23 protein-coding genes and 1 tRNA gene are annotated in these 24,578 nt (G+C 43.9%); 13 read left to right on the top strand and 11 right to left on the bottom strand.

Features of this window, described 5'->3' with window-relative positions; genetic code table 11:
• Together odhB and BTO09_RS04290 are read left to right on the top strand one after the other, a co-directional pair.
• Positions 1-1,221 (top strand): 2-oxoglutarate dehydrogenase complex dihydrolipoyllysine-residue succinyltransferase, encoded by a 1,221-nt coding sequence (gene odhB, locus BTO09_RS04295; RefSeq protein ID WP_087523542.1) that lies wholly within the window; start codon positions 1-3, stop codon positions 1,219-1,221.
• Positions 1,222-1,453: 232 nt separating this feature from the next.
• Positions 1,454-2,263 carry a T9SS type A sorting domain-containing protein gene (locus tag BTO09_RS04290; protein WP_087523540.1) on the top strand — a complete coding sequence of 270 codons (810 nt, stop codon included), beginning with the start codon at positions 1,454-1,456 and terminating at the stop codon, positions 2,261-2,263.
• A 278-nt stretch (positions 2,264-2,541) separates the two neighbouring features.
• On the opposite strand, the gene BTO09_RS04285 is transcribed toward BTO09_RS04290, so the two are convergent.
• The 3 genes from BTO09_RS04285 to BTO09_RS04275 are packed head-to-tail and all read right to left on the bottom strand — an operon-like array spanning position 2,542 to position 5,669.
• Complete coding sequence (locus BTO09_RS04285; protein WP_087523537.1) at positions 2,542-3,174, bottom strand: response regulator transcription factor; 633 nt, start codon at positions 3,172-3,174, stop codon at positions 2,542-2,544.
• 3 nt (positions 3,175-3,177) lie between these two features.
• Complete coding sequence (locus BTO09_RS04280; protein ID WP_087523535.1) at positions 3,178-5,178, bottom strand: ATP-binding protein; 2,001 nt, start codon at positions 5,176-5,178, stop codon at positions 3,178-3,180.
• A gap of 50 nt (positions 5,179-5,228) precedes the next feature.
• A complete protein-coding gene (locus BTO09_RS04275; RefSeq protein ID WP_232454994.1) occupies positions 5,229-5,669 on the bottom strand; it encodes a TIGR02281 family clan AA aspartic protease in 441 nt (146 codons plus the stop codon).
• Positions 5,670-5,722: 53 nt separating this feature from the next.
• Here BTO09_RS04275 and BTO09_RS04270 point away from each other — a divergent pair, with 53 nt between their 5' ends.
• From BTO09_RS04270 to BTO09_RS04225, 10 genes are all read left to right on the top strand, one after another.
• Positions 5,723-6,493: a TatD family hydrolase gene (locus tag BTO09_RS04270; protein ID WP_087523534.1), complete on the top strand. Its 771-nt coding sequence runs from the start codon at positions 5,723-5,725 to the stop codon at positions 6,491-6,493.
• 9 nt (positions 6,494-6,502) lie between these two features.
• Positions 6,503-7,537: an asparaginase gene (locus BTO09_RS04265; protein ID WP_087523531.1), complete on the top strand. Its 1,035-nt coding sequence runs from the start codon at positions 6,503-6,505 to the stop codon at positions 7,535-7,537.
• A gap of 110 nt (positions 7,538-7,647) precedes the next feature.
• Positions 7,648-7,738 (top strand) — tRNA-Ser (locus tag BTO09_RS04260).
• A gap of 879 nt (positions 7,739-8,617) precedes the next feature.
• Positions 8,618-9,436, top strand: coding sequence for a hypothetical protein (locus BTO09_RS04255; protein WP_087523530.1), 819 nt, complete (start codon positions 8,618-8,620; stop codon positions 9,434-9,436).
• 136 nt (positions 9,437-9,572) lie between these two features.
• A complete protein-coding gene (locus BTO09_RS04250; RefSeq protein ID WP_087523527.1) occupies positions 9,573-10,715 on the top strand; it encodes a two-component regulator propeller domain-containing protein in 1,143 nt (380 codons plus the stop codon).
• Positions 10,716-10,933: 218 nt separating this feature from the next.
• A complete protein-coding gene (locus BTO09_RS04245) occupies positions 10,934-11,737 on the top strand; it encodes a MotA/TolQ/ExbB proton channel family protein (protein WP_087523525.1) in 804 nt (267 codons plus the stop codon).
• 20 nt (positions 11,738-11,757) lie between these two features.
• Complete coding sequence (locus BTO09_RS04240) at positions 11,758-12,198, top strand: hypothetical protein (RefSeq protein WP_087523523.1); 441 nt, start codon at positions 11,758-11,760, stop codon at positions 12,196-12,198.
• A gap of 9 nt (positions 12,199-12,207) precedes the next feature.
• Positions 12,208-12,816, top strand: coding sequence for a biopolymer transporter ExbD (locus BTO09_RS04235; protein ID WP_087523520.1), 609 nt, complete (start codon positions 12,208-12,210; stop codon positions 12,814-12,816).
• A 27-nt stretch (positions 12,817-12,843) separates the two neighbouring features.
• On the top strand, positions 12,844-13,338 hold the full coding sequence (locus BTO09_RS04230; RefSeq protein ID WP_087523519.1) for a biopolymer transporter ExbD: 495 nt from the start codon (positions 12,844-12,846) through the stop codon (positions 13,336-13,338).
• A 71-nt stretch (positions 13,339-13,409) separates the two neighbouring features.
• On the top strand, positions 13,410-14,126 hold the full coding sequence (locus BTO09_RS04225; RefSeq protein ID WP_087523517.1) for an outer membrane beta-barrel protein: 717 nt from the start codon (positions 13,410-13,412) through the stop codon (positions 14,124-14,126).
• Here the strand turns inward: BTO09_RS04225 and BTO09_RS04220 are convergent.
• The 7 genes from BTO09_RS04220 to pyrH all read right to left on the bottom strand — a co-directional run bounded on the left by BTO09_RS04220 (position 14,121) and on the right by pyrH (position 22,848).
• Positions 14,121-14,726, bottom strand: a complete 606-nt coding sequence (locus BTO09_RS04220; RefSeq protein ID WP_087523515.1) for a hypothetical protein — start codon at positions 14,724-14,726, stop codon at positions 14,121-14,123. The genes BTO09_RS04225 and BTO09_RS04220 overlap by 6 nt on opposite strands.
• Positions 14,726-16,180, bottom strand: a complete 1,455-nt coding sequence (gene rpoN / locus BTO09_RS04215) for an RNA polymerase factor sigma-54 (protein ID WP_087523513.1) — start codon at positions 16,178-16,180, stop codon at positions 14,726-14,728. Before rpoN ends, BTO09_RS04220 begins: the two co-directional genes overlap by 1 nt.
• A gap of 81 nt (positions 16,181-16,261) precedes the next feature.
• A complete protein-coding gene (asnS, locus tag BTO09_RS04210; RefSeq protein WP_087523511.1) occupies positions 16,262-17,704 on the bottom strand; it encodes an asparagine--tRNA ligase in 1,443 nt (480 codons plus the stop codon).
• Between the two features lie 59 nt (positions 17,705-17,763).
• Entirely contained in the window at positions 17,764-20,166 is a 2,403-nt protein-coding gene (locus BTO09_RS04205) for an RND family transporter (protein ID WP_087523509.1), read from the bottom strand.
• A gap of 67 nt (positions 20,167-20,233) precedes the next feature.
• Complete coding sequence (locus BTO09_RS04200) at positions 20,234-21,493, bottom strand: hypothetical protein (protein WP_087523508.1); 1,260 nt, start codon at positions 21,491-21,493, stop codon at positions 20,234-20,236.
• 45 nt (positions 21,494-21,538) lie between these two features.
• Positions 21,539-22,093: a ribosome recycling factor gene (frr, locus tag BTO09_RS04195; RefSeq protein ID WP_087523505.1), complete on the bottom strand. Its 555-nt coding sequence runs from the start codon at positions 22,091-22,093 to the stop codon at positions 21,539-21,541.
• 47 nt (positions 22,094-22,140) lie between these two features.
• The gene (pyrH, locus tag BTO09_RS04190; protein WP_087523503.1) at positions 22,141-22,848 is read right to left on the bottom strand and encodes a UMP kinase; all 708 of its coding nucleotides are present in this window, start codon (positions 22,846-22,848) and stop codon (positions 22,141-22,143) included.
• A 111-nt stretch (positions 22,849-22,959) separates the two neighbouring features.
• Between pyrH and BTO09_RS04185 the strand changes: the two genes are divergently transcribed.
• Positions 22,960-23,664, top strand: a complete 705-nt coding sequence (locus BTO09_RS04185; RefSeq protein ID WP_087523502.1) for a spondin domain-containing protein — start codon at positions 22,960-22,962, stop codon at positions 23,662-23,664.
• Positions 23,665-23,733: 69 nt separating this feature from the next.
• Here the strand turns inward: BTO09_RS04185 and tsf are convergent, their stop codons facing one another.
• Entirely contained in the window at positions 23,734-24,555 is an 822-nt protein-coding gene (gene tsf, locus BTO09_RS04180; protein ID WP_087523501.1) for a translation elongation factor Ts, read from the bottom strand.
• Positions 24,556-24,578 lie beyond the last annotated feature (23 nt).

Genomic DNA, 24,578 nt, shown 5'->3' with positions numbered 1-24,578 from the left:
ATGTTAGAAATGAAAGTACCCTCACCGGGGGAATCGATCACAGAAGTAGAAATCGCTCAATGGTTGGTAGAAACCGGAGATTGGGTAGAGAAAGATCAGGCTATCGCAGAAGTAGATAGTGATAAAGCCACTTTGGAACTTCCGGCAGAAGCCAGTGGAATCATTACCCTGAAAGCCGAAGAAGGAGACGCAGTACAGGTAGGTGAGGTGGTTTGCCTTATCGACACCGAAGCTGATAAGCCAGAAGGTGCTGGCAGTTCGGATGCTGATGCCAAGAAAGAAGAGGCTCCAAAACAAGAAAAGAAAGAGGCGAAAAAGGAAACTTCTAGCGAGAGTAAAACCTACGCTACCGGAACTCCATCGCCAGCGGCAAAAAAGATACTCGATGAAAAAGGTATCGATGCCAAAGATGTAAAAGGAACTGGTCGCGACGGACGTATAACCAAGGACGATGCTGTCAACGCGAAACCATCTATGGGATCGCCAGGGCAAGGGTCTCGAGGCAGCGAGCGCAAAAAGCTATCCATGCTTCGTAGACGCGTGGCCGAACGTTTGGTTTCTGCCAAGAACGAGACAGCTATGCTAACCACCTTTAACGAAGTGGACATGTCTCCGATCTTCGCCTTGCGCAAAGAATACAAGGAAACTTTTAAAGCTAAGCACGGAGTGAGTTTAGGGTTTATGTCGTTTTTCACCCTAGCCGTTGTTCGCGCTTTGGAATTGTATCCGGATGTGAATTCAATGATAGACGGTGACTACAAGATCACCTATGACTTTAAAGATATCTCTATTGCGGTTTCTGGCCCTAAAGGCCTAATGGTTCCTGTTATTAGAAATGCAGAGAATCTGAGTTTTAGAGGTGTTGAGGCTGAGGTAAAGCGTCTAGCTATTCGCGCGCGTGATGGTGAGATCACTGTAGACGAAATGACTGGAGGTACCTTTACCATTTCTAATGGAGGTGTTTTTGGAAGTATGCTTTCTACACCGATCATCAACCCACCGCAAAGCGGAATCTTAGGGATGCACAATATTGTGGAGCGTCCGGTTGCTGTAGACGGGAAAGTAGAGATCAGACCAATTATGTATGTGGCCTTATCTTACGATCACCGCATTATTGACGGCCGTGAATCAGTTGGTTTCTTGGTAGCTGTAAAAGAAGCATTGGAGAACCCGACCGAATTACTCATGGACGGCAATCCGAAAAAAGCTTTAGAGCTCTAATTAGCAGTTATTTAAAGAATTGAAAGGCCCAGTATGGGCCTTTTTTTATGCCCTGCCACAACGTTTAACTATACAACGCCACAACAAAGGTTCTTTTGTAATAGATCTTAAATTCTGATAATCAATTATATAGGTTATTAATACAGTTCTGATTTTCTTGTACAGTTTGTATGTATGAAATGGCGGTATAACTCAATAGGAGAGTTGTACATTGACTGTAGAATTAAATAACATGAGATTAACTACACTTTTTTACACCTTATTATTTTCTGCTGCTAGCCTAGCACAGATCAACCCTATAGATTTTGAACCAGCCACTGGCGTGGGTGGAGATTGGACTTGGACAGTCTTTGAGAACGACGATAATCCTCCTTTAGAAATAGTGGTAAACCCATTTATTGAAGGGATTAACACCTCCCAAACCGTTGCCAAGTTTACCGCTCGCGTAACTGGGGCGCCCTTTGCAGGTTGCGAAACCATGCACGGATCAGATATAGGCACTTTTACCTTGAGTCCAGAGAATGCTTTTGTCTCCATTATGGTTTACAAAACCGTGATAAGCGATGTGGGTATTAAGTTTGCCACACCAGAGGGAGCTTCGACCGGCGAGATCAAGATCGCCAATTCGGTGGTTAACCAATGGGAACGTCTTGTCTTTGATTTTACAGGAGTCATTGATGCACCGTCGTCTACTGGAATTGATCAGCTGATCGTTTTTCCAGACTTTCAAACCCGAAGCACTGAGAATGTCATTTACTTTGACAATATCGTATTTGGCGATAGCAGTTTGAGTGTGGATGAACCTGGTAGTGTTATAAAAGTAACAGCCATACCGAACCCAAGTGCTGCTATTACTAAGATAGAATGTGGGGAGGTGATCAACTCCTTAGAAGTATACAATTTAATGGGACAAAAGGTCTTTGAGGCGGCTCCTGAGGCCATGAGCTACTGGCTCGATTTAAGCAGATTTAAGTCCGGGGTTTATATTGCTCGAATATTGGGCGATGCAGCTAGCTCTTCGGTGAGAATAGTAAAGTACTAGTATAAAAAAACCCTCCGCTCGGAGGGTTTTTTGTTGGCTAAGACTAATTGATTAGCGTTAGAATGTTAAGGAGTAGTACTACGGAGGAGATCGATAAGATCACCACCATTAGGGTTTTATATTTTCTATAAGATAAGCTGTCTTCCATTTTCGTTTTCTGCAATTTCAAAGCAATAATTTTTGATAACTCAAAGATCGGCAAAATGCGATCCTTAGCCAATACGTATAAATACGTATTTTACCCAGCATAGCTTATTTGAGGGTTTTTCCCCTCGGCTTTATTCTAAAAAGATCTGATGTTTTTTTGCCCAAAGGAGCAGGCTGTTGGTCTTGGGTTCCAGATTGAGTTTGGAGATCATATTAGACCTGTGCTTTTCTACCGTTCGCGGAGATATATACAGCTGATGCGCGATCTCTTTATTGGTCATATCGCGAGCAATAAGCCGGAGTATCTTTACCTCAGATGGTGTGAGATCGTCCAATAGTGTGCAATCTTGAGATTGTTCCAAAAGTCGCGTAATGGTAGGTGAGAAATACGGCTGATCTTCCCCAATATTGCTAAGACAGATCTCGATCTCTTCTAAGGCCAGTTCCTTGAGTATGTAACCAAAGATGTTCAGGTTCTTAGCATTTCTAAACAGTTCTGGTTCCTTGTGCAGGGTTATAATAACGACCTTGGTCTTGAGCCCGTTCTTTTCGCAGGCCTTGGCAATTTCCAAACCTGTCATTCCGGGCATCTCAATGTCTAAGATCGCTACGTCTGGCTCACAATTCAAGATCATTTGGCAAGCTAATTGTCCATCGCCAGCGCTACCAACAATATTGTAGTCGCGCTCCTTTAAATAATCACTCAGTCCTTTAAGAATTAAAGGATGATCATCTGCAATGAATATTCTCAACGACTTGCTCATGAGTTATACAGGAATTGTAAGGTTTAGTTCTGTGCCTTGATCGGCCCGACTGTTAATTTTAAGTACACCATTTAGCGATCTAACGCGCTCTTTGAGTGTTTTAAGACCAATACATCTAACGTCTTTTAGCTTTTCGGGCACATTGAAACCCTTACCGTTGTCTTGTATGCTGATCTTTACTTCGGATCCCAGCTTTTTGATCTGGATCTTAGTCGCCTCTGCTCCGGAGTGTTTCAATACATTATTAAAACTCTCTTGAATGATGCGATATATGTTTAAGGCTTCTTCTTTACTAAATAAGGAGTCTACGTTCTCAATATCCGCAGTAATAAACAAAGCACTGTTTCGATCTATTTGTACCACCATGTTCTCAATGGCTCTGGTGAGCCCCAGTTCCTGCAATTGAAAGGGATGCAAGGCCTGAGATATGGCTCTTACCTCGTCTATAGCCTCTCTTACCTTTTCTTTGTTCTCCTCGTCTCCGGACATGGTTAGACTGTTCTTAATAAGCAACAGATGTTGCCCTAAGCCATCGTGTAGGTCTTTAGAGATTCTCTTGCGCTCTTGTTCTTGCGAAAGCAATAGTTTTTGGGCAAATTTTTGTTGTAGCGCCTGCTTTTCCTTTAGGCCTCGCTGCATAAATACTAAATAGACGATCCCGGTTACCAGTACTCCCGCAATACCGGTAAACAATAACCAACGCTTAAAGGCCAAATTGTCTTTTTCCAACAGGCCGATATTGGCCGTTTGAGCTTGGATCTCGCGTTCCTTTTTTTCGGATTCATACAAGCCTTGGTAGTAGAGCAATAAATTGGTTTTTTGACTGTCAAAAAGCGAGTCTTTTTTAGCCGTGTAGCGCTTGTGGTATTCCAAGCCGAGTTTGGAATTACCCATGGCAGCAGTGATCTCATACATATCGCGCAGCGCATTGACAATCTGTTCTTGATTGCCCAAGGTTTCGGCATCGGCCAGTCGCATTTTAGCAAATTCTAAGGCCTCATTGAGCAAGCCTTTTCTTTTGAGAATAGTGGTTTTGGTTGCGTGGTAATGCGATTCCGTGATCAGGTCTGTAGAGTTCTTTTCTCTGAGCTCCTCTAATAAGCCCAAATGGTAATCGGCTTTTTCCATTTGATTCCGCTCGGCATACTGGGTAGCCAATAAACCGTGAACGGCAAAGAAGTTGCTGATCTTATTCCTAGAGCTATCTAAATATTTAACAGCTTCTAAGAGTTGATTTTGGGCACTCACAAAGTCTCCGATCTTGCGGTCGTCCACAGCTTGGTTGTAGTATTCTGAACTCAAGTGTTCGTAAAGCCCGAGTTCTTTTATCTGTCCAATAAGTTCTGCTCTTTCCAATTGAGCGGTCTCTAAAAAGCCGTGCATACTAAACATGGTGATATTGCCCTGCTTAGCAAAGAGCATGTATTGGTAATCTCCCAGATTCTCAAAATAGCGTGAAGCGGTGTCGTAATCTGCGGAGGCATCGATGAAATTGCCGAGATTGGTATTGGCCTGCCCTCGGAATAAATAGGCATCGGCAACATATAGGGAGTCTTTACCGCTATAGTGTTCTATGGCCATGGTGTAATCTTCTACGGCCTTTTTCTGATCGATCCTAAAATGAGCCCCTCCGCGTTTTAGATACAATCCTCCAACCAAGAAGGTGTCGTCTATTTGGTCTTTATAGGGTAACACACGGTTTATAATCCTTACTGCTTCGTCTGGTCGGTTGGTCACATTTAGTGGATAAGAGATATTCATGGCCTTTTTGGCCATACCGACATAATCTTGCTGTTTCTCCGCTAGGTCGATAAAGATTATACTGTGGTCAATAAAAACCTTATTGTCTCTTCTGTAGCTCAGTGCAAGTATAGAGTCTAAAGCAGTAAGTTTTTCTTGATCGGTTTGGGCAGATGCATAAGCCTGCATATACGGATCCCATGCGTTTTGAGCAAGTAGCGTTGTGCAGCACAGCAGTAAGATGGTTAGGCTTAGGCTTTTCATCAGCCGGGGAATTAATTGGTTGTCAAGGTCTTCAATGTAAAAATTTCTAGCTACATTTTAAAATACATACAATTGCGGCCGTAGTCTATAACAGCTCGGGCTTGTTTTAAAACATCAGCTCCGAGAATTCCAATAATCGGATCTTCTCCTGCCTGTGCTAATCCGGCATTGACATGAGAGAGGTCCATCACTATAAAGGACATATTTGTGCGTTTCCAAGCTCCTAGTTTAAGCGCGTTCCCTTCGCTGATCTGTGTTTGTAGGTCTGAGGCCCCGGCACCTGTGGCCTTGATCTCACTCTCAGAGAACTGCATCTTTAAATTCTCGGCTTCGTCTAAGTTTATACAAGAGGTCGAAGCCCCTGTGTCTACTATTAACCAACAGGTACATCCGTTGATCTTAGCGAGTACTTTGTAATGTAAAGTCAGGGTTTTCTTTAAAGAGAGGCGGGTAAAATCTGCATCTTCCAATAAGCTTCTCAGGCTGCTCAAATCTCAAATTTTGAGCTAAGATAGCTCAATAAAAAGGACTAGCTTTGCAGCCAATGCAATTTATAGATACTCATACCCACCTCTATGTAGCCCATTTTGACGATGATCGTGCAGCTATGGTAGCCCGCGCAACAGCTGCTGGTATCACGGAATTCTACATTCCTGCAATAGACAGTACCTACACCCAGCGGATGTACGAATTGGAGGCAGAATTTCCAGGAAAAATCCGCTTAATGATGGGTTTGCATCCCACCTCGGTTAAAGAGAATTACCAGGAAGAGCTCCAGCATGTATACGAGCAATTTGAAAAGCGAAGTTTTGCTGCAGTGGGGGAGATCGGGATAGATCTTTATTGGGACAAATCAACGCTAGACATACAGATCGAGGCATTTAAAGCTCAAATTCAATTGGCCAAGAAGTTGGATCTACCAATTGTGATCCATTGTCGCGAATCTTTCGATGAGATCTTTGCGGTATTAGAAGAAGAGAAGCACGACCGTTTACGAGGAATTTTCCACTGTTTTACAGGGACGCTAGAACAGGCACATCGTGCCATAGGTTTTGGTATGTTGCTTGGAATAGGCGGGGTGGCTACCTTTAAGAATGGCAAGATAGACAAGTTCTTGGCTGAGATTCCTTTGGAACATTTAGTATTGGAGACCGATTCGCCATATTTAGCACCAGTTCCTCACCGAGGGAAGCGCAATGAGAGTTCTTATTTGCGTTTGGTCAGTGCAAAGTTAGCAGACATTTATGGGGTGAGTGAACAAGAGATCGCAACGCAAACCACGGCCAATGCCAAAAGGCTGTTTGAGAATTCGTAAGTTTATCCTGTGAGCGCAACACCAAAAATATTACTGATCTATACCGGGGGAACCATTGGAATGATGCGGGATTTTGAATCTGGCGCCTTGTCCAATTTCGATTTTGACGCCCTCTTGGATCACATTCCAGAACTCCAGTTGCTTTCTTGTGAAATAGAAACTGTAAGCACCAGCGAGCCCATAGACAGTTCCAATATGAATCCGGAGCATTGGCTGACCTTGGCGCAGATCATAGCCGGGCATTATGACAATTACGACGGCTTTGTTGTCTTGCACGGTAGCGATACTATGGCCTATACGGGTTCTGCCTTGAGCTTTATGTTGCAAGGGCTAAACAAACCTATCATACTCACCGGCTCGCAATTGCCGGTTGGAGATCTGCGAACAGATGCCAAAGAGAATTTGATCACTTCTATAGAGATCGCCTCGGCGCAAAAGGAAGGTCGCCCGCGGGTATGCGAGGTTGGCCTGTATTTTGAGTATAAGCTATTGCGGGCCAATAGATCTACCAAGATCAATGCCGAGCATTTTGAGGCTTTTGCTTCTTTGAACTATCCGTCTCTGGTAGAGAGTGGAGTGCATTTAGAATTCAATGATGCAGCTTTGTTGCCGTATGATAGTAGCGCAACACTAGAAGTTTGCACGGCTCTTGAGCAGCAGATTGCATTGATAAAATTGTTTCCGGGTTTAACTGCGGAGGTATTCGAGGCCATGACGGCTGCTGCTGGTCTAAAGGGAGTCATTATAGAGACCTTTGGCGCTGGAAACGCCCCGACAGCTCCCTGGCTGTTGGATAGCATAAAGCAATTAATTGCCCAAGGGATCCCTGTGGTGAATGTGACGCAATGTTCTGGCGGAAGTGTTGCCATGGGGCAATATGCAACTTCTGTAGGACTCAGGAATGCAGGAGTGATCTCTGGCGGAGACATCACTACCGAGGCCGCTTTGGCTAAGCTGATGTATCTTTTGGGAGCCTGCGTGCCAAGAGAAGAACTCAAATCTAGATTCGAGACGCCGATCTGCGGCGAAATGGACGAATTCTAGGCCTTAAAATAATTCGTAGAACCACAGAATTTTAATATTTTTGCCGTCCGATCTAAAGCATTTGGGTCGACATCAAGCCTGAAGTAGATCGTAGATCACTTCACGAAAATAGAGAGGTGGCCGAGTGGTCGAAGGCGCACGCCTGGAAAGTGTGTATACGCCAAAAGCGTATCGAGGGTTCGAATCCCTTCCTCTCTGCCATAAAGTAGAAAACCCGGATCCTTGAGCAAGCTCATCGGTCCGGGTTTACACTTTACGGCAGGCCAGTATGTGCGAATGACAAAAAATGTCCAAGCTCGCTTGAGCATTTTTTGGAGTTAGTACATACAAGCTGCGGTAGCAGCTGTCTCGCGAAGCGAGGCTTGCCAAGTATTGTCAGTTTTCTACTTATGAACAGCTCTCCCTACGGGATGATTTGCGCAGCAAATCAATCCTATGTCCAAGCTTGCTTGAGCATTTTTTGGAGTGAGTACATACAAGCTGCGGTAGCAGCTGTCTCGCGCCTCGAACTCCGAAGTCTCGACGAAGGAGTTTAGCGAGGCTTGCTAAGTCCTTTTGTTTTCTACTTATGAACAGCTCTCCCATCCGGGATGATTTGCGCAGCAAATCAATCCTTTGTCCAAGCTTACTTGAGCATTTTTTGGAGTGAGTACATACAAGCTGCGGTAGCAGCTGTCTCGCGAAGCGAGGCTTGCTAAGTCCTTTTGTTTTCTACTTATGAACAGCTCTCCCATCCGGGATGATTTGCGCAGCAAATCAATCCTATGTCCAAGCTTACTTGAGCATTTTTTGGAGTGAGTACATACAAGCTGCGGTAGTAGCTGTCTCGCGAAGCGAGGCTTGCTAAGTCCTTTTGTTTTCTACGTATGAACAGCTTTCCCTTCCGGGATCATTTGCTGCCTCCTTCACTGAAGTTTCGGAAGGCCGCGGCAGCAAATGAATCCAAGGTCTAAGCTTACTCAAGCATTTTGGGTTTTGACTTTTATAAAATTGCGCAGCAAATTAATCCTAGTTTCAATTTCCCACAATTTCCCTAAATTGAAATGCTCCCCGCATTTTAGGTTTTAAAATAGAACAGCGATGATTGTTTACCGCTACAGGCCTTTCACACCATATTTAGAAGATGAAATTGCTAATGGTGCAATTTTTTATGGTTCTACCCTAAAGATGAATGACTTTTACGATGGGTTTTTCAGATACACTAGAGAAGGTGATCTAGAAAAGTACTTCGACATTTTCTCAAAAACTGCGGTACAAAGAGCTCAAGAAATTCTTGATGGAAAATTGGGATCGTCTGATCAGGTTGCGAATTTGGAACGCGTTTCTGGTAAAGATCTGGAGCAATGGGCGTGGTGTGTTTTAAATGTTCCAGATTATTTAGAACAAACCAAAACAAACTTAATTGAGAATTTTAAAAATCACCCAGAAAGAGTTCAGGCTGCGGTTGATGTTCAGAATAAAAATGCCGATCTGATTCGTGATAAAGTTTTTATTGCATGTTTCTCTGAAAAAAAGCTGGATATGTCAATGTTTGGTTATTATAGTTCTGATGGTAAAGGTGTGATGATAGCGTATGCTGACGATAATGGCCTAACTAAGCCTATTAATTATGTAGATCGGTTGCCTGAGATAACAATTGACCAAAGCCCAGAAGAAATAGTTAATCTTCAAATCTTCACTAAGCTAAATGATTGGCAACATGAAAAGGAACGGCGTGCATACTTGTACGCTCCGAAAGACCAAAGGAGTACTGATCATGGCTTAATTATGAAACGCATTTACCTTGGTCCGAGAACTGAAAAGGATGCCGCTGAATTAATTAAAACTTGGGCTGCTAAAAGAAATATACCTGTCTCAACACATGAAATGACAGAGAATGGCGAATTCACTTGGATGTAATGATCTCCCCCACGCGAGGGATAGAGCGTCCTGTGTGAGCTCCTGCCAAGAGGCAGAGCGAGTAGCGAAAGCCCGACCCTGACCTCAAGGGCAGGGGCGCGCCCAACATCAACAAGAAAAACTTACCTTTAATTCTGTGGACAAGAAAACATTTAAGATTGCCGTTTATATCGTTTTGGTTATTTCGGTTTCGATCGCGTCTTGCAAAGGGCAGCAAGAATCAAATGCTGGGACGACTGAGGTGCAGCAACAAAAGCCCGTGAAGCAGGCGGCCTACCAATCCAATATTTTCAATCAAAGCCCCTACGGCGTGCCTGTGGACGATTTTGTCGAGATCTTTTACGAAGGGCAAATTGCCCATTGGATACGTTCGATAGCTGTGGATAAGCAAGGCCATGTTTGGATGGGCACCAATCACTATGGCGTGGCGCGTCACGATGGAGCGGTGTTACAATATTTTGATGAGGATGATGGTGTGGGTAATAACAGGATCAATAAGATCTTAGTCGATGCTGCAGGCGATGCTTGGATAGCTACTTCTGGCGGTCTGACGCTTTTTAAAGACAATACTTTTAAGAATTACACCACGGCAGACGGCTTGCCAGACAACGGGGTTTACGGTTTGTATATTGACCCTCAGGAGCGACTTTGGGTCGGGACGGGTAAAGGAGTGGTCTATTTAGAGGACGGAACATTTCACAATTTTGAGGTTCCGAAACCTCAAGTTGCTAACCCTAAACCATCATTGGCTGTAGACGGTGTTGGTGATATTTTTCAAGACCGCGAAGGTAACTTTTGGTTTGCCTTTGACGGTCAAGGCATTACTATTTATGACGGCTCAGCGTTTAGATTCCTTACGGAAGAGAACGGCCTGCAAGACAATTCGGCCGGGGGCTTTTATCAAGACAAGCAAGGTGGAATTTGGATAAGCAGCATGAACGGCGGCATTAGTCGATATGCCAATGGTTCGTTCAAACACTTTACTAAAGAAGGCGCGGTTGCAGGCGTAGAGACCTCTGCAGTTTACGAAGACTCGCAGGGTGATCTGTGGTTTGCTGCGGAGCATCAAGGGGTTTATCGTTACGATGGAGAGACCTTTGAACTCTTTAATGAGCAGGACGGCTTGATCTCACAAGGAATCATCTGTTTCTTGGAAGATAGCCAAGGTCGATTTTGGTTGGGCGGCTGGAAAGGGCTCTTTAGGTTTGACCGAGAAGCGCAGCAGCAAGGCAAGCCCAGTTTTGTTGCTGTGACGCAAGACGGAGGGCCTTGGAACTGATTCCAATACCTTAATACTTAGAGGGGTTGTCTAAGCTTCTAAAATTCCCAATTCTCAAGGGAAATGAACCCTACACTGAGAAGCTGCTAAGAAAAGCCTGTTAATTTTGAAAAAAATCCACGTTTTTAGGGGCTTTACAATGTTATTTATCTTTGTTTGAATAAATATTTTTTTATCTTTAAACCCTTAACTAAAAACAAACTTTTAAGTCGATAGCAATGAAAAAATTATTTTCTATTTTGGCAATTGCCGCCATGGTATGTGTAGGTAGTTTTAGTGCACAAGCTAACTCGTACAATGCCAACAATGTACACGAGGTAATCACCTCAGTATCATCTAACATTATTCAAGATGCAGATGCCGGAGCAGCTGACGAAGCTGAGAGCGCCGGTTTTCACCAAGAGCTTAAAAAGCGTTTCATCGAGGGAGGTCCTGGTTTTATGGGGATCGTACTTCTTTGTTTGATCCTTGGTTTGGCTATTGCCATTGAGCGTATCATTTACCTTAACCTTTCTACTACCAACACTCAGAAGTTGGCAGAAAGCGTTGAAGATGCGCTAAATAGCGGTGGTGTTGAAGCTGCTAAAGAAGTATGCCGTAACACAAAAGGACCTGTAGCATCTATCTACTATCAAGGTCTTGACCGCGCTGACGAAAGCATTGACGCTGCAGAGAAAGCTGTAGTAGCTTACGGAGGTGTTCAAATGGGACAACTAGAAAAGAACGTGTCCTGGATTTCATTGTTTATCGCACTGGCACCGATGCTTGGTTTCATGGGTACAGTAATTGGTATGATTCAGGCCTTCGATAAGATCGAGGCAGCTGGAGACATGCACCCATCATTGGTAGCAGGGGGTATTAAAGTAGCACTTTTGACCACAGTTTTTGGTCTTATTGTTGCGATTATCCTTCAGATCTTCTACAACTACATCATCGCTAAGATCGACAGCATCGTGAACAACATGGAAGATGCATCGATCACTCTTATCGATATGTTAGTTGACTACAAAAACAAGAAGTAATAATCACACCAATTTAAATTATGGGTTTACATAAAATTTTAAAATACGTAGCCTTAGCTCTGGGAGTCGTTGGCCTAATTCTATTAGGACGCGTGATTGCCACAGGAGACGAGGCTATCAAGAGTGACGCTGGCGTACAAGGCAGCGTAGTAGATCCTTTCATGTTCGTAGCATATGTAGTGCTCGCCATTGTATTGGTGTTGGTACTATTCTACGTAGTTAAAGGAATCTTTGCAGGGGATATTAAAAAGACCCTGATTTCAATAGGAGCATTCATTTTGGTTGTAGCCATTTCTTACGGAATTTCAGAAGGAGTTGAGACTCCAATGAAAGACGGTGAGGTGCTTTCTGCTAGCGGTTCACGTTGGGTAGGAGCTGGTCTTAGAACCTTTTACATTCTGGCCTTTGTAGCCATTGGTTCAATGCTCTTTAGCGGAATCAAGAAATTAATTGCTAAATAATTATAAGGTATGGCAAAAAGATCTGCACCCGAAGTAAACGCAGGGTCTATGGCGGACATCGCCTTCCTACTTTTGATCTTCTTCCTGGTTACGACCACGATCGAAGTAGATAGCGGTATCAGTCGTAAATTGCCTCCTATTGAGGACGTTGAAGACCCTCCGATTATTAAGCAAAAGAACATTTTTACTGTTCTTATTAATAAAGACGATTTGCTTCTGGTTGAAGATGAGATCATGGATATTAAAGACCTTAAGGAGGCCGCTATGGCTTTCTTGGACAACGGAGGTGGTACAGGCGAAGAAGGCTGTAACTACTGCCGCGGTAAGAAAGATCCAACATCATCTGACAACCCTGATAAGGCGATCATTTCCTTACAAAATGACCGTTTTACCAGCTATAAAGCTTATATCGCAGTACAGAACGAGTTGGTAGCCGCGTACACCGCGCTTCGTGAGCGTGAGGCCCAACGTCTCTTTGGCAAGAGCTTCATCCAGATGGAGATCGACGTTAAAGACGGAAGTAACTATACTGGTGATAAGGAAAAGCTGAAAGAGCAAATAGAACAAGTAAAGTTGTTGTTTCCACAAAAACTTTCCGAAGCCGAACCAAAAAAGTAGACGTTTAACCCTAAACTCAACAAGACTATGAGTAAATTCAAAAAGAAAAAAGGAGGCGATCTACCGGCAATTTCAACGGCCTCGTTACCGGATATTGTATTTATGCTACTGTTCTTTTTTATGGTGGCTACTGTGATGCGTCAGAACACGCTTAAGATCCAGAACAATTTGCCAACGGCAAACCAACTGGAGAAGCTTGACAAGAAAGACCGTATCATTTATATCTATGCCGGAAAGCCTAGTGAGCGTTATCAGTCCACTTTTGGACAAGAGGCGCGCATTCAGCTGGGAGACAAGTTTGCTGATGTAAAGGATATCAAACTCTATATAGAGTCTGAGCGTGCTAAGAAAAACGAGGCACTGATTCCTTTCTTGACAACAGCACTCAAGGTAGACAGTGAAACCAATATGGGACTGGTTAGTGATATTAAGCAAGAACTGCGTAAAGTAGAAGCTTATAAGATCAACTATACCACGCGTAAAGCGGTGGACCAGGCTCAGGTTTTCGAGAATATGAACTAAAGGTTTTTAGTTAATCTTTAAAACACCTCTGCAATGCGTAGAGGTGTTTTTTTTTAGGTATATTTAATTGGATGATCGCTAGAATTCTCTTTATTGGATGCTTGCTGCTGACCTCTCTCGGAGTTTCCGGGCAAGACCTAGGCCAAACCGAGGCCGTTAAAGACAGTGTGCCTGTAGACGAAAAGTACAGGGAGGACCAATTCTACTTTGGTCTTACTTATAATTTGCTTACCGATACTCCAGCCAATGTTAAGATTAGAGGCTTCTCAGGAGGTGCTCGTTTTGGCTTTGTGCGAGACATGCCTATCAATGCCCAGAGAACCTTAGCCGTTGGTTTGGGAGCAGGCCTTGGGTTTAATCGTTACGGAAACACTTTGTCAATTGCTGAGGATGCCAATGATCAGTTGGTATTACAGGTCTTAGACGAGGAAACCAACTTTGAAAGTAATCGGTTTAGTGTCTATCATGTGGAGGTTCCTTTAGAGTTGCGCTGGCGAAGCAGCACTCCCACTGAGTTCAAATTCTATCGAGTACATACCGGAGTAATATTTAGCTATGCCTATTGGAACAGGGCTACCTTTGTGCAAGACGGCACGCGCTTTACTTTTGACAATTTAGCTCAATTCAATCCGTTTCAGGCAGAAGCTTTCTTGCTACTAGGGTACAATACCATTAATTTTTACGCTGCTTATAATTTCACGGCCTTTTTTGATAGCGAAGCCAAACTAGCAGAAGAACCCGTAAACTTCAGACCCCTTAAACTCGGGATACTCTTTTATTTCTTATAACCAATAACCCAAAAGGATCAACTGGGGCATTAGGCCTAAGAATGCGCCTGCAGCCAATTCTAGAGGCGTATGAGATCGCGTATACAGTCTGGAGCTGGCAACCCAACCGTTTACAAAGAATAGCAAACCTAAAGCCGGTAACAGATTGGTAGCAAAATGCACACTGAGTCCAAAGACAAAAAAGGTTACACCAGAAACTCCCATCATATGTAGGCTGGCTTTGAATTCCAGAACCGTCAACACAAAGGCCGCTAGCGTTGAGAACAACACACCTACAAAGAAAAAGTACAGCTCTGGAGTGTCGTAAGGGTTATAGACCATCTTGAGCACCATGAGCAGCAAAACACATTGGATCATAAGCGGCGCTTTGCGCTCTCTCACGGTTTCTAGCTGCATGGAAGAGATCCAACCCAAATTCCGAAGTAAATAAAAACTCACTATAGGGATACAAACCGTGACTATAAGCAAGGCGACAAGCTTGGTTTGAATGATCTGCGGTTCAAAGAATCGGCGCGTTACAGTGTAATAAACAAAAGCCCCAAGCATTGGCATAAGCAAGGGGTGAAACAAATAGGCCGCTATGCGCAAGAATATTCCCATTAGATCTCTTTGCGTAAACGCGCAACAGGCAGGTCTAATTGTTCTCGGTACTTGGCTACAGTGCGTCTGGCAATAGGATACCCCTTTTCTTTAAGGATCTTAGCCAGTTTATCGTCTGTTAGGGGTTTCTTTTTGTCCTCTTCGGATATGGTGATCTCCAAGATCTTTTTGATCTCCCGAGTTGAGACATCCTCGCCCTGGTCGTTCTTCATCGACTCTGAGAAGAACTCTTTGATCAATTTGGTTCCGTATGGGGTGTCCACATATTTACTATTAGCCACTCGAGATACGGTAGAGACATCCATACCAATGGTGTCTGCAATATCCTTTAAGATCATCGGACGCAGCTTGCGTTCGTCTCCTGTTAGGAAGTATTCGTGCTGATAATGCATAATGGCATTCATGGTCACCAAAAGCGTCTGTTGACGCTGTCTTATGGCCTCAATAAACCACTTAGCGGCATCTAACTTCTGCTTTATAAAGAGCACAGCATCCTTTTGCGACTTGGTCTTTTCCTTAGAGGCCTTATAGCCTTTAAGCATGTCTGAGTATTCCTTGGATACGTGTAGTTCCGGAGCGTTTCTCCCGTTTAAGGTGAGCTCTAATTCTCCATCCACTATACGAATGGTAAAGTCTGGGACCACGTGCTCCACTATACGCGTGCCGGAAGCATAGGTACCACCGGGCTTAGGGTTTAGCCCCTCAATTTCGTGTATGGCTGCGCGAAGTTCATCTTCGGTGATATTGAACTTGTGCTGCAGCTTGCTGTAGTGTTTCTTGCTAAAAAGCTCAAAGGCGTCTTCTATGATGTCTATGGCGAGTTGTACCTCTGCTGTGGGAGACTTGCGTTCTAATTGTAATAAAAGACATTCCTGTAAATTGCGTGCGCCCACTCCAGCCGGATCCAATTGCTGTACAAGTTCCAAGACCTGTTCTATCTTTTCTTCTGTCGTATAGACGTTTTGAGTAAAAGCCAGATCGTCCATAATATCGACTACGGGTCTTCTAATGTATCCGCTTTCGTCTACACTCCCCACCAAGAATTCGGCTATCTCGGCCTGCTCTTCATCTAAACGGAAAGTGTTGAGCTGCGTCATCAAAAACTGTGTAAAAGAAGTTCCAGATGCATAAGGCACTTGTTTGTCCTCATCGTCGCTGCTGTAATTGTTGGCCGAGAGCTTATACGAAGGTATCTCGTCATCGCTCAAATAATCGTCTATGTTAATGTCGGTCTCTATGGTGTCTGCGTCGGACTCGTACTGCTCTTCTCCCTCGTAATTGTCTTCACGCTCCTCGCTGCGGTCTTTACCACCTTCTAGCGCGGGATTCTCTTGCATTTCTTGCGCAATGCGTTGCTCAAAAGCCTGTGTTGGCAGCTGGATAAGCTTCATGAGCTGTATCTGCTGCGGAGACAACTTTTGAGAGAGTTTAAAATTGAGCTGTTGTTTTAACATAAAAACTACTTCTACCTACAAGTTAAAAAAAACGATCTTAATTCTGGCTAAGATCGTTTTTAAGTCTTTGAGAAATTTTATTTAGAATTCGGCATTCTTTGGTGTTCTAGGATAAGGGATTACATCTCTAATGTTCCCCATCCCGGTCACGAATTGTACTAGGCGTTCAAAACCAAGGCCAAATCCGGAGTGTACTGCAGTTCCAAACTTGCGCAGGTCCAAATACCACCAAAGTTCTTTTTCGTCAATACCGAGGTCTGCGATCTTCTTTTTAAGTACATCGTAACGCTCCTCACGTTGCGATCCACCAACTATCTCGCCAATGCCAGGGAAAAGTACATCCATGGCGCGCACGGTCTTTTCATCTTCGTTTAGGCGCATATAGAACGCTTTGATATTGGCTGGGTAATCGAATAAGATCACCGGACACTTAAAGTGCTTCTCTACCAAATAGCGCTCGTGCTCAGACTGCAGGTCTGCACCCCAATCTTCAATAGGATATTGGAATTTCTTCTTTTTGTTAGGCTTGGAATTCTTTAGAATATCTATAGCCTCGGTGTAGCTAACCCTTTTGAATTGGTTGCCCAATACAAAGTCCAATTTTTCGCGAAGCGGCATAGGACTGCGTTGGTCTGCCGGTTTGCTAGCTTCTTCTTTTAAGAGTCTGTCCTCTAAGAAAGCCAAGTCGTCTTGACAATGCTCAACGGCATACTTGATAACGTATTTGATAAAGTCTTCGGCCAAGTCCATATTGCCATCTAAGTCGCAAAAGGCAACTTCCGGCTCTATCATCCAAAACTCCGCCAAGTGACGCGAAGTATTGGAATTCTCTGCTCTAAATGTCGGACCAAACGTATACACTTTGCTTAGGCCCATAGCATAGGTTTCGGCTTCCAACTGACCGCTAACAGTCAGGTTAGATTCCTTGCCAAAAAAGTCTTCTTTATAATCTACAGCGCCGTCTTCGGTAACTGGTGGATTTCGAGGATCTAGGGTAGTTACGCGGAACATTTCTCCGGCTCCTTCTGCATCGCTTCCTGTAATGATAGGCGCGTGCATATAGAAATATCCGTTCTTTTGGAAATATTCATGTACCGCAAAGGCAAGCTTGGAACGCAAGCGCATCACAGCACCAAAGGTGTTGGTACGCACGCGTAAGTGTGCCTGCTCGCGCAGTTTTTCTAAGGTGTGACGCTTTGGAGAGAGTACAGTCAGTTTAACCTCTTCCGGATCGGCATCGCCTAAGATCTCCACTTTAGAAACAGCGACTTCTACAGCCTGGCCGCTTCCTTGGCTTGCAACCAAGTTTCCGGTCACAGCAATAGCAGCACCTGTTGTGATTCGTTTAAGCAATTGCTCATCGAAGTTCTCAAAGTCTACCACACATTGCAAATTCTTGATCGTAGAACCGTCGTTTAAGGCAATAAAACGATTGGAGCGGAAAGATCTCACCCAACCGCGTACAGTAATTTCTTGTAAGGAAGGCTCACTTTGGAGCAATTCTAAAACTTCTTTATAGCTCATAATTTGCGCTTTAACAGGGGCAAAGATAGCCGTTCGTAAAGACACGGACAAGCCCCGTTTTACTTATCCTTTAGGGATTCTATTTCTTCTTTATCCAAGATGATTCTCAAGGATGGTTTTCGCATGGTTTCTTGGTTGGCTATACTGCGTTCCAAAGAAAGTAGCAAAGAGGGGAGTAGCATTAGGTTTGACAGCATGGCAAAGAGCAGGGTGGCAGAAACCAATCCGCCCAAGGCCACAGTACCTCCAAAACTCGAGATCATAAACACCGAGAATCCAAAGAACAGTACAATGGAGGTGTAGAACATACTCACCCCAGTTTCCCGCAATGCAGCATAGACCGATTTGGAGATCTTCCATTTCTTGGCGATGAGTTCCTGCCTGTATTTGGCAAGAAAGTGAATGGTATCATCCACAGAAATACCAAAGGCAATACTAAACACCAAAATAGTGGAAGGTTTAATTGGAATCCCAATAAAGCCCATCATGCCCGCGGTGACTAATAGGGGCAATAGGTTAGGCAGTAGAGACACCAAGATCATTTTTACGCTTCTGAACATCCAAGCCATAAAGATCGCAATTAGCAAAATGGCAAGAGATAAGGAGATGATCAGGTTGCGGACCAAATAGCTGGTTCCTTTTTGAAACACTAAGGCCTTTCCGGTAAGGGTAACGCTGTAGCGTTCTTTCGGAAATATCTTTTCTATCTCTTCTAACAGATCGTCTTCTATTTCGTTCATGCGATCTGTAGGCGTGTCCTTGATAAAAGTGGTAATACGAGCGTATTGACCAGTACTGTCCACATAGCTCTTCATAAGATCGGTGCCATCCGCAGAGTTTTTCGCAAACGAAAGTATAAAGGTCCGTTCTTGCGAATTGGGCAGCTGGTAAAACTCCGGGTTGTTATTGTAATACGCCTGTTTGGAATACTTCACCAAATTCACCACAGAGATCGGATTAGAGAATTCCGGTATGTCTTCGATCACTGTATGGAGCTTGTCCATACGTTTTATGGTCGCCAATTTCATTACCCCTTCCTTGCGTTGGGTATCGATAAGGATCTCCAAAGGCATCAAGCCCTCGTATTCTTTCTCGTAAAAGCGGATGTCCTTAAAGAAGGCTGCGCTTTTAGGCATATCTTCTATGATACTGCCCGATATCTCAATTTTGTAAATTCCAATGATACTCGCCGCCAATAAGATCACCGAAACCGCGTAAATGGCAACCCGGTGATGCTTCACCATGTTTTCCATCCAAGAGACAAAACTGCCTATCCAGCGTTTGTTCAGGTGTTTTAGGTGCTTGTACTTCGGAATGGCCATATAGCTGTACACGATCGGAATAATACACAAACAGAGTATAAAAATGGCGATGATACAAATAGAGGCTACCGTACCAAATTCCTTGAGCAGTTGACTTTTGGTGAGTATAAAAGTGGCAAATCCAGAGGCTGTGGTCACGTTGGTCATTAACGTGGCGTTCCCAACTTTGGTGATAACGCGTTGCAAGGACTTGGCTTGGTTTCCGTGAGATTTTATTTCCTGCTGATATTTATTTATCAGAAAGATACAATTCGGGATACCGATAACGATTATCAGCGGGGGAATCAGTGCTGTAAGCACTGTGATTTCGTAATGCAAGAGCCCGAGAATTCCAAAGGCCCACATCACCCCAATGATCACAGTGATCATAGAGATAAAAGTGGCTCTAAATGATCTGAAGAAAAAGAAAAAGATCAGCGAAGTCACCAAAAGTGCCGCCCCAATGAACAAGCCGATCTCGTCTATGATGTTCTGAGAGTTCAGCGTTCTGATATAGGGCATCCCCGAGGTATAGACATCTATGCCGTAAGTATTCTCAAAGGCTTCGATCTCTGGGATAAGATTCTTGATAATAAAGTCTCTTCGGGCCGGGGTATTGACCAGTTCTTTCTTTAAATAGATCCCGGTTCGAATAGATTGCTTGTTAGGGCTGTAGAGCAAACCTTTATAAAAAGGGAGCTTTTCGAACAATCTGTATTTATACCAAGCCAACTGTTCTGCTGTTGGGACAGAATCTGTAATAAAAGGCTCCAGGTCAAAGCGTTGCTCTTTGTCGTTTTTGTTCAGTACGCGTAAATCTCCAACAGAGAGGGTAAGATCGATCTCTGGATATTGCCCTATTTTTTTAGAGAGGGCATCCCAAGCCAAAAAGTTCTCAGGGGTAAAGATCGCAGTGTCTTTAACACCTATTACGATAAGGTTCCCCTCTTCTCCAAAGGTTTCCAGAAAACTGTTGTAGGCTATATTTACCTCGTGCTTGTCTGGTAGTAGATTGGCCTCGGTATAGGTAAATCGCATGTGTTTCCACTGTAGGGCGAAGAAAACGGTAAGTCCTGCAATGACCACCAACATTAAGAGGCGATTCCTCAAAATGAATCGGGCAACTGCACTCCAAAATCCGATACTGAAAAGTTTATCCACTGCTACGATTTACAATGCGCGCAAAGGTACTAAATTAAAGGCCAAAGCAGGGCTTTTGTCGGGTTAATTAAATACTAAGGTAGAAGGTGAACTTAAAGGAAATGTTATCTTCAAATTCCGGCAAGTGGTAGGCACCGTATCGATAGGCAAAACTCAGTCCAAATCCTGCGAAGATCTTGTTGAGTTCCATGCCGAGTTCATTATAACCATGCTCTAGGGTGTTGAAGTCCAAACCGAGATGTCTTTCGCGTTGGACCAGTGAACCCAAAGCGTGACGACTTATAAAGACAAGCTCTGGTTTTATTCGATCTGAGAAATAAAAACGTCTTAAGGCGTGCCGCAACTGCAGGGAAACCAACTTGTCAGAGAAGAACTCACCAAAATACATGGTTTCAAAACTCTGACGTCCGGCTACAGAAAAGCGTTGTAAAATTCGATCCTTGGTGGGGCTGTTCGGAAAGGCGTGAAAAAGATGCGTGAGCGGAATATCACCTATACCCAATTTACCTTCCAAAAGTATATTTGTGCTTGATAGGTCAGTTCTTTTAATGTAATAATCCAGTTTAAGACCGAGTTTGATGTATTCGAAATCGCCGTCGAAAAAACTCCTCAAACCTTGGGAAACTTGAGCGGTGATCTTTGGAAATCCGTCGAAATACTCGATCTCGCCATCTTCACTCAGAAAGAAATTCGTCTTTGGGCTAAAGCGAAAAGAAGCCGTTGCCTCTGCAATGACGTAATTGGAAAAGATCTCGTTGCCAATTTCAAATTGGTAGTCTTCTATTTGGGTGATGTTGCTGCGAGAGAGTTTGAACTCGGCTAAGATCTTTGGGGTGAGTTGCTGCTGATAGTTTGTAGTCCAAGTTCGGTGCTTATAGAACTGCGAAATATTTACCAAGCGCGGTTCAAAAACATTGTACACCCGAGCGTCGGTCAAGTAAAAGAAACTACCCAGTTCCGCAATGTCGTCTATATAGGTTAGGCTGAGCCAGGACTTGGGTTCTTTTGCCAGTCTAATGCTGCCTCCAAAACTGTACTTCCACGCCTGATCCTTGAATCCGCGGGCAAAATAACCTCCGAATTTTAGACTTTCAAATAGGCGATCGTTGGTGGTTCCACCCATTCCTAATCGGATACCTTCATAGTTGTTGTACTTGATCAGATAACGCAGATCGAAATCGAAGAAGGAGAGAGGGTAGAAGCCCGATTTAAATACCGAAGGCGGTTTTTCTGGGATACTGTCTTGCGTTGTCACAACAGGACGCTGCGCTAGGGCCAGAGAGCTGGTCAGGAGAAAAAGCAGTATAAACGCAACAGACTTTTGCAATAGGGTAACTAAAAAAGGCCCTTGCGGGCCTGAATTGACGAGGGCTTACACCGTCATTATTTCTTTTTCCTTGGTGCTCAAAATAGCATCGATCTGAGTAATGTGCTTATCGGTCATTTCCTGAATATCGATCTCCAGATTCTTTTTCAGGTCTTCGGAGATATCAAGTCCTTTAAGCTCATTATTGGCAGACTTACGTTCGTTGCGCACACCGATCTTAGCCTCTTCGGCCTCAGAACGCGCTTGTTTGGCTAGTTCTCTACGGCGCTCTTCTGTGAGTGGTGGTACGTTAATGATCACACTCTCGCCATTGTTCATTGGATTAAAACCCAAATTGGCCATTTGTATCCCTTTTTCAATTTCTGGGATCAAGGCCTTTTCCCAAGGCTGAATAGAAATGGTCATACCGTCTGGAGTATTCACATTGGCAACCTGACTCAATGGAGTCGGAGTTCCGTAATACTCAACCATGACACTCCCTACCATAGAAGGAGAAGCCTTTCCAGCGCGAATGTTGATCAGCTTCTTTTTAAGGTGGTCGATAGATTTCTGCATGCCTTCTTTGGCCGCATCAATAATAAAGTCTATTTCTTCATCCATAAATCCAAATTTATAGTGGGCAAGTCAAAAATCAGGCCAAAAATTCGTTAAATATTAACCTTGGTTCCTATGTTCTCTCCGCTGACTACTTTCCCCAAGTTACCTTGCGTATTCATGTCAAAGACAATGATAGGAAGCTCGTTTTCCTGACTTAAGGTAAAAGCTGTAGTGTCCATTACTTTTAGCCCCTTCTTTATAACGTCGTCAAATGAAATATAGTCAAATTTCGTCGCATCGGAGTCTTTTTCCGGATCGCTAGTATAGATTCCATCAACTCGGGTTCCTTTAAGGATCACATCGGCGCCGATCTCTATGGCGCGCAAAACTGCTGCGGAATCGGTAGTGAAATAAGGATTTCCTGTACCACCTCCAAAGATAACCACACGTCCTTTTTCTAAATGGCGAATCGCTTTTCTGCGGATAAAAGGCTCGGCAACCTCATTGATCTTAATGGCACTTTGCAAACGGGTCGGAACCTGGTTGTCCTCTAGGGCACTTTGCAGGGCGAGTCCGTTTATAACAGTTGCCAACATTCCCATATGGTCACCTTGCACGCGGTCCATACCGCGAGAGGCTCCTGCAACACCCCTAAATATGTTCCCGCCACCAATTACTATGGCCACTTGAACACCCTGATCTATGATCTTTTTGATCTCTCTGGCGTAGTCGTCCAAACGCTCCGGATCGATACCATATTGGCGTTTTCCCATCAGGGCTTCTCCGGATAATTTCAGTAAAATTCTCTTGTATTTCATGCCTTAGCGCGGGTTTGTGCAAATATAGTCAGAAAAAGTAATTTTTTATCGGGAACAACGTTCCAGTGATAGGTTCCATTTAAAAAATACTATCTTTAGAAAAAATAAATTATGCAAAAGTTTCTATCTCTTGCGCTTGTGGCAGCCCTAGTATTGACAGGCTGTTCGAGCGACGACAACAACAACACTGACGACGGAGGAGGACAAGGCGATAATCCGGTTACAGCCACATATCGGGTTACCTTTACTCCCAATTGGACTGAAGATCAATTCCCTACAGATTATCCGGCCAATGCTGGTTTTTCTGCAATGGTTGTAGCAGTTCATGCTCCCGGCAAAAATGTATTTAGGTTGGGTCAGCAAGCCAGTGCCGGTTTACAGGCATACGCAGAGACTGGAGACAGCAGTGACCTTATTACCGACCTGAGCAGTCAGGGAACGGAAGATAGCGTGGATTTCTTTGTGACAGCTTCTGCAGCTGGCTCAGGACCAACAGGAGCGCAATCCGTTAATGTTACTGTTGATCCAGAAAAGACCTCAATCAGTTTTGTGGTATCTATGAATCCAAGTCCGGATTGGTTTACGGGTATCGATGGGTTCTCTATTGTTTTACCAAGTGATGCTTTGGTGAGCGAAGAGACCTTGACCCTTTCTGTACTGGACGCGGGGACCGATAGTGGAGACACTTATACATCTCCAGATAACCCGACAAGTCCGCAGGGTGTGATTTCTGTAGTGAATACACCACCTATTGGAACCTCTGGCGGTTTAACACCGGCAATAGGTTCCTTGACCATTACACGCACTGATTTGTAAAAGTCAAAATACAAGCATAAAAAAACCCGCTTCAGTCGAAGCGGGTTTTTTATTTATATCATTGGATGCTTATCCAAGAGCAACGCGCTCAAAAGCAACAACGTTCACGTCTCCAATAGTTTTAACGTATTGAGAAACACTCTGCTTGTTGTCTTTAATGAAAGCTTGGTTTACCAAAGTGTTGTCTTTAAAGAAACGCTTAAGTTTTCCTTTAGCGATGTTGTCTAACATCTCTTCTGGCTTTCCTTCTTGACGCAATTGATCTTTAGCGATCTCGATCTCTTTTTCGATAGTCGCTTGGTCTACACCTTCTTCGTTCAATGCAACTGGATTCATTGCAGCGGCTTGCATAGCAACATCTTTTGCTACTTCTGCAGCACCGTCTACATCGGCAGAAAGTCCAGTCAAAACAGCGATCTTGTTTCCGGCGTGGATGTAAGAACCTACGAAAGGAGCTTCCAATACACGGAAGTCACCGATCTCGATCTTCTCACCAATAACACCAGTTTGCTCAGTCAGTTTATCCTGAACAGAGATCCCGTTAAAATCGGCAGCCAAGAACTCTTCTTTAGAGCTGCTTGCTAGTGCCAATTCAGCTAGATCGTGTGCCAAAGAAACGAAAGAATCGTTCTTAGCAACGAAGTCAGTTTCACAGTTTAGGGAAACGATAACTCCTTTAGAAGCACCTTCGTTTACCTTTGCGATAACAGCTCCTTCGCTAGAATCACGGTCAGCGCGCTTTGCAGCAACTTTTTGACCTTTCTTACGAAGGATCTCGATAGCCTTGTCGAAGTCACCATCGGCCTCGACCAAAGCTTTTTTACAGTCCATCATCCCCGCTCCAGTTGCTTTACGCAATTTGTTTACATCTGCGGCTGTGATATTTGCCATTTTTTTCTGTTTTAAGTGTTGTA

It is taken from the genome of Gilvibacter sp. SZ-19 (assembly GCF_002163875.1).
In the GTDB taxonomy this organism is placed as follows: Bacteria; Bacteroidota; Bacteroidia; order Flavobacteriales; family Flavobacteriaceae; genus Gilvibacter.
This window is presented reverse-complemented; position numbering and strand designations above follow the sequence as displayed.

What these genes read in the sequence shown, in the direction of transcription:
- odhB (WP_087523542.1), top strand. Translation starts at nt 1, where the DNA reads ATGTTAGAAATGAAAGTACCCTCACCGGGGGAATCGATCACAGAAGTA.
- BTO09_RS04290 (WP_087523540.1), top strand. Translation starts at nt 1,454, where the DNA reads ATGAGATTAACTACACTTTTTTACACCTTATTATTTTCTGCTGCTAGC.
- BTO09_RS04285 (WP_087523537.1), bottom strand. Translation starts at nt 3,174, where the DNA reads ATGAGCAAGTCGTTGAGAATATTCATTGCAGATGATCATCCTTTAATT.
- BTO09_RS04280 (WP_087523535.1), bottom strand. Translation starts at nt 5,178, where the DNA reads ATGAAAAGCCTAAGCCTAACCATCTTACTGCTGTGCTGCACAACGCTA.
- BTO09_RS04270 (WP_087523534.1), top strand. Translation starts at nt 5,723, where the DNA reads ATGCAATTTATAGATACTCATACCCACCTCTATGTAGCCCATTTTGAC.
- BTO09_RS04255 (WP_087523530.1), top strand. Translation starts at nt 8,618, where the DNA reads ATGATTGTTTACCGCTACAGGCCTTTCACACCATATTTAGAAGATGAA.
- BTO09_RS04245 (WP_087523525.1), top strand. Translation starts at nt 10,934, where the DNA reads ATGAAAAAATTATTTTCTATTTTGGCAATTGCCGCCATGGTATGTGTA.
- BTO09_RS04240 (WP_087523523.1), top strand. Translation starts at nt 11,758, where the DNA reads ATGGGTTTACATAAAATTTTAAAATACGTAGCCTTAGCTCTGGGAGTC.
- BTO09_RS04235 (WP_087523520.1), top strand. Translation starts at nt 12,208, where the DNA reads ATGGCAAAAAGATCTGCACCCGAAGTAAACGCAGGGTCTATGGCGGAC.
- BTO09_RS04230 (WP_087523519.1), top strand. Translation starts at nt 12,844, where the DNA reads ATGAGTAAATTCAAAAAGAAAAAAGGAGGCGATCTACCGGCAATTTCA.
- BTO09_RS04225 (WP_087523517.1), top strand. Translation starts at nt 13,410, where the DNA reads ATGATCGCTAGAATTCTCTTTATTGGATGCTTGCTGCTGACCTCTCTC.
- BTO09_RS04220 (WP_087523515.1), bottom strand. Translation starts at nt 14,726, where the DNA reads ATGGGAATATTCTTGCGCATAGCGGCCTATTTGTTTCACCCCTTGCTT.
- rpoN (WP_087523513.1), bottom strand. Translation starts at nt 16,180, where the DNA reads ATGTTAAAACAACAGCTCAATTTTAAACTCTCTCAAAAGTTGTCTCCG.
- asnS (WP_087523511.1), bottom strand. Translation starts at nt 17,704, where the DNA reads ATGAGCTATAAAGAAGTTTTAGAATTGCTCCAAAGTGAGCCTTCCTTA.
- frr (WP_087523505.1), bottom strand. Translation starts at nt 22,093, where the DNA reads ATGGATGAAGAAATAGACTTTATTATTGATGCGGCCAAAGAAGGCATG.
- pyrH (WP_087523503.1), bottom strand. Translation starts at nt 22,848, where the DNA reads ATGAAATACAAGAGAATTTTACTGAAATTATCCGGAGAAGCCCTGATG.
- BTO09_RS04185 (WP_087523502.1), top strand. Translation starts at nt 22,960, where the DNA reads ATGCAAAAGTTTCTATCTCTTGCGCTTGTGGCAGCCCTAGTATTGACA.
- tsf (WP_087523501.1), bottom strand. Translation starts at nt 24,555, where the DNA reads ATGGCAAATATCACAGCCGCAGATGTAAACAAATTGCGTAAAGCAACT.